This is a genomic window from Pleomorphochaeta naphthae, assembly GCF_055396005.1.
In genome coordinates this window covers 3,233,876-3,247,538 of the sequence record NZ_AP042457.1, presented here as the reverse complement: position 1 = coordinate 3,247,538, position 13,663 = coordinate 3,233,876, and the positions used below count along the sequence as shown (strand labels likewise).

13 protein-coding genes are annotated in these 13,663 nt (G+C 29.5%); 9 read left to right on the top strand and 4 right to left on the bottom strand.

The features are described from left to right. Positions 1-24 precede the first annotated feature (24 nt). Together ACZ5SO_RS14745 and ACZ5SO_RS14740 are read right to left on the bottom strand one after the other, a co-directional pair. Positions 25-630 (bottom strand): hypothetical protein, encoded by a 606-nt coding sequence (locus ACZ5SO_RS14745; RefSeq protein ID WP_464625636.1) that lies wholly within the window; start codon positions 628-630, stop codon positions 25-27. 11 nt (positions 631-641) lie between these two features. Further along, on the bottom strand, positions 642-1,289 hold the full coding sequence (locus ACZ5SO_RS14740) for a hypothetical protein (RefSeq protein WP_464625634.1): 648 nt from the start codon (positions 1,287-1,289) through the stop codon (positions 642-644). A gap of 60 nt (positions 1,290-1,349) precedes the next feature. On the opposite strand from ACZ5SO_RS14740, the gene sbcB reads away from it, so the two are divergent. The 7 genes from sbcB to ACZ5SO_RS14705 all read left to right on the top strand — a co-directional run bounded on the left by sbcB (position 1,350) and on the right by ACZ5SO_RS14705 (position 8,607). After that, positions 1,350-2,774, top strand: a complete 1,425-nt coding sequence (sbcB, locus tag ACZ5SO_RS14735) for an exodeoxyribonuclease I (RefSeq protein ID WP_464625632.1) — start codon at positions 1,350-1,352, stop codon at positions 2,772-2,774. A gap of 17 nt (positions 2,775-2,791) precedes the next feature. Continuing rightward, complete coding sequence (locus ACZ5SO_RS14730) at positions 2,792-3,367, top strand: helix-turn-helix domain-containing protein (RefSeq protein ID WP_464625631.1); 576 nt, start codon at positions 2,792-2,794, stop codon at positions 3,365-3,367. A 131-nt stretch (positions 3,368-3,498) separates the two neighbouring features. Then, the gene (prfA, locus tag ACZ5SO_RS14725; protein WP_464625629.1) at positions 3,499-4,563 is read left to right on the top strand and encodes a peptide chain release factor 1; all 1,065 of its coding nucleotides are present in this window, start codon (positions 3,499-3,501) and stop codon (positions 4,561-4,563) included. A 6-nt stretch (positions 4,564-4,569) separates the two neighbouring features. Continuing rightward, positions 4,570-5,418 (top strand): peptide chain release factor N(5)-glutamine methyltransferase, encoded by an 849-nt coding sequence (gene prmC, locus ACZ5SO_RS14720; protein ID WP_464625628.1) that lies wholly within the window; start codon positions 4,570-4,572, stop codon positions 5,416-5,418. Then, the gene (locus ACZ5SO_RS14715; protein WP_464625626.1) at positions 5,408-7,423 is read left to right on the top strand and encodes a RelA/SpoT family protein; all 2,016 of its coding nucleotides are present in this window, start codon (positions 5,408-5,410) and stop codon (positions 7,421-7,423) included. Before prmC ends, ACZ5SO_RS14715 begins: the two co-directional genes overlap by 11 nt. A 102-nt stretch (positions 7,424-7,525) precedes the next feature. Next, positions 7,526-7,999, top strand: a complete 474-nt coding sequence (locus tag ACZ5SO_RS14710; RefSeq protein ID WP_464625625.1) for a hypothetical protein — start codon at positions 7,526-7,528, stop codon at positions 7,997-7,999. A gap of 194 nt (positions 8,000-8,193) precedes the next feature. Continuing rightward, positions 8,194-8,607 carry a hypothetical protein gene (locus ACZ5SO_RS14705; RefSeq protein ID WP_464625623.1) on the top strand — a complete coding sequence of 138 codons (414 nt, stop codon included), beginning with the start codon at positions 8,194-8,196 and terminating at the stop codon, positions 8,605-8,607. A 6-nt stretch (positions 8,608-8,613) separates the two neighbouring features. Here ACZ5SO_RS14705 and ACZ5SO_RS14700 read toward each other — a convergent pair whose 3' ends face one another. Continuing rightward, on the bottom strand, positions 8,614-10,248 hold the full coding sequence (locus ACZ5SO_RS14700) for a putative manganese-dependent inorganic diphosphatase (RefSeq protein ID WP_464625622.1): 1,635 nt from the start codon (positions 10,246-10,248) through the stop codon (positions 8,614-8,616). A gap of 248 nt (positions 10,249-10,496) precedes the next feature. Between ACZ5SO_RS14700 and ACZ5SO_RS14695 the strand changes: the two genes are divergently transcribed. After that, on the top strand, positions 10,497-10,937 hold the full coding sequence (locus tag ACZ5SO_RS14695; protein ID WP_464625621.1) for an RpiB/LacA/LacB family sugar-phosphate isomerase: 441 nt from the start codon (positions 10,497-10,499) through the stop codon (positions 10,935-10,937). Positions 10,938-11,135: 198 nt separating this feature from the next. Continuing rightward, positions 11,136-12,419, top strand: a complete 1,284-nt coding sequence (locus ACZ5SO_RS14690) for an FMN-binding protein (RefSeq protein ID WP_464625619.1) — start codon at positions 11,136-11,138, stop codon at positions 12,417-12,419. 26 nt (positions 12,420-12,445) lie between these two features. On the opposite strand, the gene cdd is transcribed toward ACZ5SO_RS14690, so the two are convergent. Continuing rightward, complete coding sequence (gene cdd / locus ACZ5SO_RS14685; protein WP_464625618.1) at positions 12,446-13,597, bottom strand: cytidine deaminase; 1,152 nt, start codon at positions 13,595-13,597, stop codon at positions 12,446-12,448. Between the last annotated feature and the right edge of the window lie 66 nt (positions 13,598-13,663).

The following is a 13,663-nucleotide window of genomic DNA, read 5'->3' as shown; positions in this document are numbered from 1 at the left end:
AAAATAATCTAATCAAAAATATAATTAAAAAGAATAAACATCATACTCATCGCCATTTACCGTAACTTGTAAAGGAACAATACCTAAGGTATTATTTGTTTCTTCTAAAATAAAAACACCCTTTATATTTATTTTCTCAGAAAAAAGTGACCCAGTAATGCTAATATCAGTTACAAGCCCCATTCTAGGATAAATACCTTGTACAAGATTCGATACGATTTGAGCAAGTGAATAATCATCTTTAAACGCAATAGCTATTGCACCAATTACATTAGCCTCACCCAATTGCCAATCATGGTCAAGGAGAACATCTCTAACATAAGGAGCAAGAGGCTCTTTTAAATGATCAATCATCGTATTGGAATCGATTTCAATTGCAGGAAAATAAGGAAGTAAAGAACTCATATCACAGTTATTAAAAACAATAGCATCAGATGAATCACTATTTTTAGGTGTTCTTAAAAGCAAGGAAGGATTTTCAGGTTGGATATTTGAAATAAAATAATCAGAAGCTACAAAAACAGCATCTTTAACACAATCGATGGCAAGTTCAATCTCTTGTTCGCTCAATGCTGCAAACAATGGAGAGATAGATACTAATAGCAAAATTAATTGCACCATCTTCTTCATATATTTAATCCTTAAATATCATTTTTCATAGTCAAAAGAAGTGGGGCTTTTTCAAAAAAAGATAAATCATAATTCTCATTGTTAATTATTAATCTTAAAGGAACTACTTCAGGAACTCCATATGAATCTGCACTAACAATCAAAGTTCCCTTAATATTTAAATCTTCACTAAAAAGAGAACCTTCAACATAAAAATTAAAACTAATACCGACCTTCGGGAATATCCCGGCACTTGCATTAGAAATAAGTTGCTGAAATGTTAACCCTTTAGGAAAAACAAAAGCCGCTGCTCCAGTTACTATAGCTTCACCTTTTTTCCAATTATTAATAGTTAATCTTTCTTTTACAAAAGGATCTATGGTAGGAATTAAAGAACTGAAAAAATTTGTATTTTCTAAATCAACACTGAAATAAGGTAAAAATTCATTTAAGTCTGCATCATTAATTAGTAAAGCATCAGGCAAAGAAGTCTCTGGGGAGGTTCTAATCGCAAAAGAATCAAAATTTCTACGGTTAAAAGATATAAAATTTGCTGCAGAAACATAGCTTAAATCAGTAATCGCTACAAAGGCATTAGAGACATCCTTTTCACTTGGAGTAGCAGCAAAAAAAGCTTGCATAAAAACTAATATAAATAAAATAGTCAAAATACGCTTCATTTACACCTCTCCACATTAAAGATACTTTTGCACTTAATAGAAATATGATAATATTATACCATGAATATAAAAAAAGAGAAACCATCAATCTTGTGGTATGATTTAGAAACTTTTGGATTAGATAGCCATTTTGATAGAATCGCACAATTTGCCGCCATCAGGACTGATTTAGAGCTAAACCAAATAGGAAAAGAAATATTATTATATTGTAAACTTTCTCAAGATTATTTACCCGATCCCTTATCTTGCTTAATTACTGGAATTACTCCATATACTGTCAATGAAAAAGGTATTAATGAGGCTGAATTCATTAAAAAAATTCGTGATGAGTTTACTGTTCCAAATACAGTAGTAACTGGATACAATTCAATTAATTTTGATGACGAATTTATTAGGAATGCATTATATAGAAACCTATATGACCCTTATGAAAGAGAGTATAAAAATGGCTGTTCAAGATGGGACATTATTAATCTTGTAAGGGCTGCTTATGATTTGAGGCCAGAGGGAATTGTTTGGCCACCTAATAAGGAAAATGGTAATCCTTCTTTTAAACTTACTGATATCACTAGTGCTAATAAAATTGAACAAATTGGAGCACACGATGCTTTAGTTGATGTTAAGGCTACTATAGAAGTTGCGAAACTTATAAAAAAACACCAACCTAAATTATATCAATGGAGTTTTGATCATAGAAAGAAACAATTAATGAAAAATTTATTGAAAGCTCCATTTGGCGAGCCTGTACTACACACTCATCCTAAATACACCTCTAAATATGGTTGTACATCTTTAGTTATGCCAATAACATTTGATATAGTTAATTCAAACAATGTAATTTGTTTTAATTTAAAAGAAGATGTTACCCCATTAATAGAAGCTGATGAAAACAATATTTTATTCACACAAGGTCTAATCAATATTGCCTATAACAAATGTCCTTTTGTAAGTCCTTTAGCAATACTTAATCCTTCTTTAGAAAAAAAATTAAACATAGATAAACAAGAAGTATTATTAAGAGCTAAAATACTTAAAAGCCATCCTGAGATAATAATGAAAATTAGAAAAGCCTTAAGTAATCAAGAAATAAAACAAATCGAAGATTCTGATTTTCAAATATATAGTGGATTCTTTTCAGATGAAGATAGAAAGCGTTTCAACATTATTCAAAATGCATCTGCTAAAGAAAAACTTCAATTAAGCAAAGCTTTACAATTTGATGATCCTAGAGCATCTGATTTAGTTTATAGATATGTCTTGAGAAACTATCTTGAATATCAAAGCGATAGAGAAAAAGAAGAGTGGAAATCATTTTGCTCACATAGAATAGTAAGTCCTCCAGGAAACATTATGGTAAACCTAGATTTTTACAATCGGAAGATAAAAGAAAAACTTAACCTAGAAGATACTAGTGAAAATGAAAAAAAGATATTACTAGAACTTCAAGAGTATGGACAAGAACTAACTAATGTATTATTTAATTAATCTAGAGGAAATAAAATATGGAAACACCCCCACCAATTGGAAAAAACATACAAAAATTCAGACAATCAAAACATTTAACTCTTAATATTTTAAGCGAAAGAAGTGGTGTGTCAAAAGCAATGTTAAGCCAAATAGAGAGCGATAAAGTAAATCCTACAATTGCTACAGTTTGGAAAATCGCTCGTGGACTGAATATTGATATACAAGATATTTTAGATGTTAATCCTCAACCTAAAAGAGATTTTATTAAAAACCCAACTTCCGGATCAGGCCACGTTATTGAAACAACTGAAAATGGAGTTACAATTAGAATTCTTTCCCCTTTAACAATGGTTGAAGACTTAGAAATGTATTTAATCAATTTTGAACCTCACACACAACTGCCAAGCGAACCTCATTTTGCAGGAACACAAGAATTTTTAACAGTAATAAAAGGAAGTGTAAGAGTAAAAGCTGGGAAAAATGAATGTATTCTAAAAAAAGGTGATTTTTTAATGTATCACTGTGATATAGAGCATACAATAAGTTGTGAAACTAATTCACCAGCAACAATTCACCTTGTGGTAAGATACACTCCAGATAAACACAGATAGCTATTTATTTATTTTCTCTTAAGTACTCACATACATAAAACATGTATGATAATCCTTCATGTATTCAAGACTATTCAAAACGAATAAAATCAATTATATTTAATAATAAATCCTATGGAGATAATAAATAAATGATAGAAAAACTACCATCTTACGAAAAACAATTAAAAGAAATAGACGATAAATTAAGTAGCCCAGAAACAATGAGCGATATGAACCTATATAAAAAGCTAATGGTTGATAGAGCACATATTGCCCCAATTGTTGAAGAAATGCAAAAATTAAAAGATTTATCACAACAAATTGAAGATGCAGAAGAGATGCTAAAAGAAGAAGATGATGCTGAAATGATAGCTATGGCTAAGGAAGAATTAGCTGAACTTAAGAAAGCAGCTCAAAAATCAGAAAAACAGTGTAAAATGCTCTTAATCCCACCAGATCCACTAGCTGGTAAAAATATAATTATGGAAATTAGAGCTGGGACAGGTGGTGATGAGGCTGCTCTATTCTGTGCTGACTTATTTAAAATGTATTCTCACTACGCAGAAAAAGTTGGTTGGAAAATCGAAATAATGAACACAAACGAAACAGGCTTAGGGGGCTATAAAGAAATAGTTTTTTCAATAAGTGGAAAAGACGTTTATGGCTCTCTTAGATGGGAAAGTGGTGTTCACCGTGTTCAAAGAGTTCCTACAACTGAAAGTGGGGGAAGAGTTCACACTTCAGCTGTTACTGTTGCTGTTTTACCAGAAGCAGAAGAAACTGATATAGAAATTAAGCAAGAAGATTTGAAAATTGATGTAATGAGAGCTGGTGGACCCGGGGGACAATGTGTTAATACAACAGATAGTGCAGTTAGATTGACTCACCTTCCAACAGGTTTAGTTGTAATTTGTCAAGATGAAAAATCACAACTTAAGAATAAGAATAAGGCATTAAGAGTTCTTCGTTCGAGACTATATGATTTAGAAGAAGAAAAGAAACAAAAAGAGCGTTCAGAAGCAAGAAAGAGTCAAGTTGGTAGTGGAGATAGATCTGAAAGAATTAGAACTTACAACTTCCCACAAAACAGACTAACTGATCACAGACTAAATCTTACTCTTTATAAACTAGAAATCATTTTAAGTGGAGATCTTGATGAAGTCATTGAAGCTCTTAAAATTGAAGCTGGCGAAAAAGCAATGCAGGAAGCATAATTATAGATGAAAAAGACTGTTCAAACTTTACTAACTGAAGCAATTAATAAATTAAGGAGTATCACTGATACTCCTTCTTTAGACGCATCATTGCTTTTTGAAGCAGCTACTAAACTTAATAAAGTAAAACAAATAACATATAACAATCTTGAAATTGATAAACAAGAACAAGAACTTTTCCACCAATTGCTTCAAAGACGTTTAAATTTTGAGCCAATTGCTTATATAATAGGGAAAAAAGAATTTTACGGTAGAGATTTTAAAGTAAATAAGAACACACTTATACCAAGGCCAGATACAGAAACAATTGTTGAAAGTGTAATTGATTATGTAAAAACCTTACAATTTAAACCTTCAATATTAGACTTGTGTACCGGTTCTGGTTGTATAGGTATTACATTAGCAATTGAACTAGATAGTGATAACATAACACTAAGTGATTTAAGTAAAGAGGCATTAGAGGTTGCAAAATTAAATGCAAGAACACTTTGTAATAAAACAATTGATATAATTGAGAGTAATCTTTTAATAAACTGTAAAAAATATGATATAATTGTAAGCAATCCACCATATTTAACAAAACAATGGTGTGAAGAAGTTAGTAAGGAAGTAAAAAAAGAACCTTTATTAGCACTAGAAGGTTATGGAGATGATGGTTTAGATATAATTAGAAAGATAATAAAACAGTCTAAAGATCATTTAACAGGTAACAATAGTGCAATCTTTTTTGAATGCGACAGTAGACAATGTAAGACTGTAAAAACACTCTTAGAAAAGAGCGGATTTAATAATATTGAAATAATAAAAGATTTAGCAAATCAAGACAGAATAGTTAAGGGGATATATGAGCAATAGAATAATTCAAAGATTCTTATTAAAAATTAAGAAGTATCCACAAGCCCAACAAGATAAAATAATTGATGCGGTTAACTTTTCTAAGGCAAAACATGAAGGTCAAAAAAGAAAAAGCGGCGAACCATATATAATCCATCCTCTAGCAGTAGCTGACATATTGGTCCAGCTTGATATGGATGGTGATACAATCTGTGCAGGGCTATTACATGATACTTTAGAAGATACAACAGCTAGCTATGATGAGTTGAAGACTCGATTTGGTGAAGCTGTTGCTGATTTAGTAGATGGTGTAACTAAAATTGAAGTATTAAAAACAGATAACAAATCAGTGCAAGAAGCTGAAACTATTAGAAAAATGTTCTTTGCTATGAGTAAAGATGCAAGAGTTATAATTATTAAACTTGCAGACAAACTACATAATATGAGGACAGTCCGCTTTTTAACACCAGAGAGAGCAAAGGAATTTGCAACAGAAACTTTAGATATATACGCACCACTTGCAGATAGATTAGGTATCTCATGGGTAAAAGAAGAATTAGAAGATTTATCTCTAGAAACTATAAATAAAGAGACATTTGATTATATTCAAGGTTATTTATTAAGTAAAAAAGGTGAACAAGCCGCTTATCTAAAAAGAATAGAAAAAATAATTTATCAAGCTTGTGCACAAGACGGTCTTGGAAATATTATTGTAACAAGTAGAGCAAAACACGCATATTCAGTATATCTTAAAATGAAAAAAAGAAAGAAAGATATAGAAGAAATATTTGACCTACTTGGTGTTAGAATCTTATGCGATACAATTACTGAATGTTACACACTTCTTGGTTTAGTTCATAGAATTTGGCCACCTATAGAAGGAAGATTTAAAGACTATATAGCTATGCCTAAAGCTAATAACTATCAAAGTCTACACACAACAGTTATGGCCCTTGATGGTAAATTACTTGAAATACAAATAAGAACTAAGGCTATACATCAAACAGCAGAATATGGAATTGCAGCCCACTGGAAGTATAAAGTAGATAGTGGATCTCAAGATAATGTTAATATGGATGATGCTCAATTTAATAAGATTTTAAATACCTTAGAAAAATGGTCTAATGAAATCGATCAAAATGAATCATTTATGGAAGATATTAAAGAGGAATTATTAAAAAACACAATTTGTGTTTTCACTCCTCAAGGTCATATAGTTGAACTTCCGAAAAATTCAACCGCACTTGATTTCGCATATAGAATCCACACTGAAGTCGGAAATCATACAGCTGGAGCTAAAGCTGATGGCTCAATTATCTCGTTAAATCAAGTTTTAAAACATACACAAGTTATAGAAATATTAACTAATCCAAACGCTCATCCTCACCTTTCTTGGTTGCGCTTAGCTCAAACTCAAAGTGCTAGAAAAAAAATAAGAACTTGGTTAAATAAAAATGATAATATTGTTATTGATAAAAATATAATAGCAACTCCAAAACCTATTCAAACAGAAAGCCCTACACAAAAAGAAAAAGAAACTGAAACTGGAGAAATCATAAGAAATGTAACTGATGAAAGTCGACTTACATTTAGAGTCGGAGATGAAACCAATCTAATGATTTCTTTGGCAAACTGTTGCAATCCTCAAAGAGGCGATGAAATAGTTGGTTACATTAGCCGGGGAAGAGGAATAATCGTCCATAAGAAAAATTGTCCAAATCTGAAAAACATGAAAGAAATTGAAGAGAGAAGTGTAGAAGTAGCGTGGGAAACAAATTCACCTAAACCAACTAGAAAATTTAGAGTAACTAGCAAGAGAACATATGATTTATTTAGTGAAATAGAAGGAGCTATTAGAAAATATCATGGTCATCTAATTGGAGGCAGACTCTATGATGATGATATGGACAATTCACGCTTAATTGGGACTTTCACAATTGAAGTTGATAAAGAAGCTGATTTCAAAAAAGTTGTAAAAGCTCTTAAAACATTGCCCTCAATTAACACTGTGAGCTCAGTACTTTAATTAGTATTGAGATTTCTAGATTATTTTAAATCTTGAAGTTTACAATTTCTTTGTTGTTAATACACCATTTTTACACTATGATGGAAATAAAGGGGGCTTTAAATGAAAAAGATTATATTTTTATTTATAGCTTTTTCCTGTGTATTAACTAATATTTATGCCTCATCAATTGATATAACCGTATTAGAAACTTTTTCACCAACTAATATATCTTATATACTTTTTGAAAACAACAATCTTAAACAACATACATCTTCTTCAAAAAGTAATACCTTAAATGAAAATGGAATTACTAATTCTTTTTCTATCAAAGCCTTTTGTAATTTAAATTCTGATAAATCTATCATCGTTAATATAATCCCTGGTTCTTTTAAAGCTATAGAAAACACACAAGGTATATCTAGAACAACTAAAATAACCCCTGAGGTGATATATACTCATAAAGAATGTATTTTAAAAGCAGGATTAAATGAAAATACTTCAGTTTTGGACTTTTATTTAAAATGGAACGGAGACAAAGAAATCCCAAGCGGAGAATATGAGAGTAATGTACTTATTCTATACTCCATAAAATAATAAAAAGAGAAAAATCATAAGCTTACGTTATAAAAAATAACATATAATTTGTCAATTTTTTCTCTTGAAATAAATATAAAATTAATTCAAACTCATAAAAAACAATTAATGTGTATTTATTTGTTTTATAATAAAATTTTTAGGAATTTATACTGTAATTTATTTAATTTCTGCTATAATAGAAAACCGTAAATATGAAAAACATAATAAAAGCTTTTATAATAACTGGAATAATTATAACTTCATTTGCAAGCTGTCAATCAGCAACAAATTTATCAACTTATTCGATTAATAAAAATATTAGTATTGATGCTAAAATCGCATCAATAGATGCTTATGGGAATATTACATTAAATATTTTAACTAAAGATTTATTAGAAGCAAATTTTAATTATGAAAACAAGCTACTTTTAAAATTTTCTAACGGATATTTAATTGAAAGTAGTCTAACTCCTTCTAACAATAATATAGACGAAGGAGAATGTTATATTAGAACAGTTAATACAGAAACTCCTGTAACAGTTGGAATTAAAGCTCAAAACCTTGCTGAAGTTGGGACCTTAAATATTGGAGACTTAGTTCAAATATATCAACTAAGCCCCAAATAAAAATTTCTATTCATCTAAAACACGAATAACTTCTGGAAGGAGTTGTTTTTTTCGTGATAATACACCAGGTAAAAAGAAAGTATAATCTGCTTTTTTCTCGTAAATAAACTTATATTCCACAGTATCTAGTCCAGTAGTTAATAGAACACTATTTTGTTTAACTACATTAGTTATTAAAAATAAAGCCCAATCTAAACCGTGTGACCTTTTTACTTCTTGAAGTGTTTTTAAATATATATCTTTATAATCATCAAGATCTTTCAAAGTAGTTACTTCACATTGTCCTATACCAAACTTGAGGCCACGTTCTTTATAAATTTTAAAATCACCTTCAATAACATCGCGAGGAATTTGTTTTGCAATAGAAATACCACTTGCAAACATTTCTTCACCAAATGCTTTAATATCAGATATTCCTGCAGCGTCACATAATAATTTAGCTATGCGGATATCCTCACTGGTAGTAGTAGGACTTTTTAAAATGACTGTGTCACTAACTAGTCCTGATAAAAGAATTTCAGCTATTTCTTTTGTAATTTTAACGCCGTATCTTTCATATAATTGAGCAACTAAAGTGCAAGTTGAACCTAATGGTGCACTATAAATGAATATAGGGGTAGCTGTTTTTGAAGCTCCAAATCTATGATGATCAATAATACCAATTATATCGGCTTCCTCAATACCTGGCATACCTTGTTCACTTTCATTATGATCAACCATAACAATTTTAGTTTTTGGCTTTTCAATAAAGCATCTTCTTGTAACAAAACCCTTAAACTTATCGTCTTCAAAAACTGGTAATCCTCTGAAATGACTATTAATTAAAGTATTCTTACCTTCAGCAAATAAAGTGGAAGGAGATAAAATAGGCGTATTAGTTTCTAATAAATCTTCTACTGGAGTACATAATCTTAATAATCTCAATGTTTCATTTGTATGACAATCACTTAAAAAAAGTGTTCCTTCATAATTTGAGAAATCGACTAATCGTTTAATTTTATCGCTCATTTTTGTTAAAATAATTAAAGGTACTTGTCTATAAATAGCCTCTAACAAAGGTTCTAATCGATCACCAACAACTAGCAAAGGTAATTTATCATCCTCAATTTTATCAAATATTTCTTTAAATTGAGAAAAACTCATAGCAGCAACCATTATTTGTAATCTTAGTGAATTTATTTTCCCTCTTTTCAAAAAAGTCCCTTTAAGGACTTGAGATAACTTATCAATATTGATGTTGTAAAAAGGTTTTTGAGAACTTGCATCTCTCAAAAAATATTTGTTAACATCATCAATACTTAATAGTCCCAAAAATTCCCCATTTTTAGTAACAGGGACTACTGAAATATCATTTTCACTAAAAATATTCATCAAATCATATACTGGTTCTTTACAATCTATAGTTATTTTAGGTTTTACATAGACACTTGATACCCTCGTTCTTACATCTTTAACAAAAGTAGGAGGGTTGATATTTAATCTTTTAAAAACTTGTTTTGTACTTTCATTTAAATTTCCACATCGAGTGGCAATATATTCTTTATCTTTATTTATTTCATTTTCTAATTTAGCATAAGCCCATGCACTACAAATGCTATCCATATCTGGATTTCTGTGCCCACAAACTAGTATCTGTTCCATGAAAACTCCTTTTTTTTTAATAATAACTCAACAACTATCAAATAACAAGAAAGATATTAAGTTAACCCTTTAATAAATAAAAATCAAATTAACATATTTTAATAAATAAAAATAGCTTAGATTTATTTCCCGACAATTATAAAATAATAATCTATAAAGTGGGATAAATTAAATAATTAAGACAATCCTAATATTGAAATATTCCCAAAATTGACAAGCTTTGATATATTGTTTCTAGGAGAAAGAAAATGAAAATTATATTAGCAAATGATCATGGTGCTGTCGAATTATCTAAAAAAATAAAAGACCATCTAGAAAAAGAAGGACATACCGTCAATCATTTAGGAGTTTATGAAGAAAAATCAGTTGATTATCCAGATATGGCTGCTTTAGGTTGCAAAGAATACCTTAAAGGTGGTTATGATTTCGGAATTTTATGTTGTGGAACTGGAATTGGAATTTCTATCAGTGCAAACAAAATTTCAGGAATACGTTGTGCATTACCTCAAAATATTTTTGCTGCTAAAATGGCAAAACAGCACAACAACGCTAACTTTATTGCCTTTGGTGGCAGAATTGATTACCCTGAAGATCCTCTATCAATGATAGATGCTTATATTAATGAAGACTTTGCAGGAGGCAGACACGAAAGAAGAGTCTCTAAAATGATGGGATTAGAAGAAAATTAAAAATTATTTGAACAATTCAAAATAATAATTTACCTTTTGTATAGTTAAATTAACATTATCATTAATTAATAATATTAAGGTAATATTCTCAATTAGTTTCTATACCTAGTATAGGAACTAATTTACTTCTATTATTTATGTATTTAATATATGAAAAATATTTTTAAATCGTAGATACTTAATTTTTATGGAGGGTAAATGAAATTTATTATTGCTTTAATCATTTGTACTACAATAAGTACTTTATTAAATACACAGATAAAAAGACACCCTCAAATAATTTATTTACTAGTCTTAATAATTACATCTCTTTTTTATTTACCTTTACTTTCTTTTCAAACAATTAAACCCGTAGCCTATATTTCTCAATATTTTACTAATGGTTATCTTTCATTAGCTTTTTTCACAATTGTAATGTTCATTGGAACCATTAATTCAAATCATAAACTTATAAAAAAATTACTCCTAATAAGAACTCAATTATCTATAATTGGAACAATTCTTCTTTTACCTCATTTAATTTTACTATTTAAAATTTGCTACCATGATTTAATAAAGATTCGCTTCTCTATCCCATTTATTTCTTCTTTACTATCGCTTTCTTTAGTAATTTTACTTTCTATTTTATTCATAACTTCTTTTACTAAAATTAAAAGAAAAATTAAGGATATCAGTTGGAAAAAAATCCAAAAACTCTCATATTTATTTTATCTTTTATTATATATTCATCTAGTTATAGTAAATATTCCTCGCCTGAAATTTGGATTTGAGGGCTCAGCTCTAAATATAATAATTTATTCTTTCATTTTTTATGTTTACTTAATTTTAAAATTAAAACAAAAAATTAAAAATTCTAAAACTTATTTCGCTTTAATTACTATGAGTATACCAATTACTCTTTTGATTTCACTCTTTTTACTTTCTCAAATTTATTTTTCTCCACCAATACAAAAACAAGAAGAAAGGCCTTTAGCTTTTATCCCACCACCCGATATTGAGAAAAATATACAAGAGAGCGATGATATTATTAAAGAAAATAATGAATCTTTATCAAAAAAAGAATTAATTAATATATTGAATGAAAAGAATCAAAACACAAGTGATAAATTTATAATTTTAGGAGAAAATCCACCTATAGCAGAGCTCCCTTCCATTCCAAGCACTATTGATGTTAAAGAAGAACTTATAGAGAAAAATCAAAATGAAAAATATAAAGATGGGATTTACACAACTAAAGCTATGGGCCATGATGGGGATATTATTATAAAAACAGTTTTATCCAATGATCAAATCACAAATATAATAATCAAATATACGCTAGATGATGATAGACATTTTGAACAAGCATTTTACACTATCAAAGAGGAAATTATATCCAAACAAACAAGTCAAGTAGACTCAATCGCTGGTGCTACAAAATCCTCTGAAGGAATAATTAATGCTGTTAAAAAAGCGTTAGAGCTAGCAAGTATAAAAAAATAGATGCTAGACATTCTAGCACCTTCTTTTTATTTAAAAACAAATGGTTTTGGCAATAAATCTTTAAATTTATATACTTGATGAACCCCTTTTCTCTTATCTTGAGCATACTCTTCATCCACTAAATGAATTTCAGTATTCTCATTACAAAATTCACTTAATACCTGTAAACAAAGAGCGCAAGGTGGAGCTGGAGGATTATCCTTTGTAACAACAACAACCATTTTAATTCCTGTTGGGCCTTCTTTAGAAAGTAGATTCATAATAGCACCTCTTTCTGCACATATTGTTGCTCCAAAGCTCGCATTTTCAACATTACACCCTTGATAAATATTATTACTTGATGCACTAACAACACTCGCTCCAACATTATAATGAGAATATGGAGTATATGCATTTTTTCTAGCTTTATATGCCATCTTAACAGCATTCTCTAATAATACTTGGTAAGAAAAGGGATAATCTCTTTCAAAGCATTTTACTGCCCCATATTGAACTCTATCATCTCTTGTGCATTCGTTTAAAAATGAAATAAAATCTTCTTTTGATTCAAACTTATCAATTTGAGTAAAATCATTAAAAACAAGCATTGCACCAGCTTCTTCTAACTCCTTACGAGGATGAGTAGTAGCTAAAGCTACAACATTACATTTTGCTTCACGAGCTGCTTTTATCCCAAGAAAACTATCTTCAAAAACTAAACAATTTTCAAAAGGAACTTTTAGATGTAATGCTGCATATTGATAAATATCGCCATTAGGTTTATTTCTAACGACATTATCACCAGTTACAACTAAATCAAAATAGTCTTCTCCCAGATTTAGTGCTTGTAAATTCTTTAATACTTTTCTTTTTTTTGCACTTGAAACAACAGCTATTTTAAAACCTGCTTTTTTTGCGTTTGCTAAAAAGTTTAAAGCCCCATTAATTACAGGAATTTCACTCTCATAATATTTTTCATAAATTTTATCATATGTTGATTGAAAGTCGACTTTTTTTCCAAATAAATTGGCAACTCCATCTACAAAAATCCGGTCACCACCCCCCATAAAAGGGATTAAGTCTTCTTCTTTTGGATTCATTCCTAATTCATTAAAGACTTCTATTGAAATTTTACTAATAACCTTCTCTGAATCAACTAAGACCCCATCAAAATCAAATAATATTGCTTTAATATCCATTTTTGCCTCTTTAGATAGTATTAGCCAAGGTCGTAAATAACCTTGGCTAAGTCTATATAGTTTTAA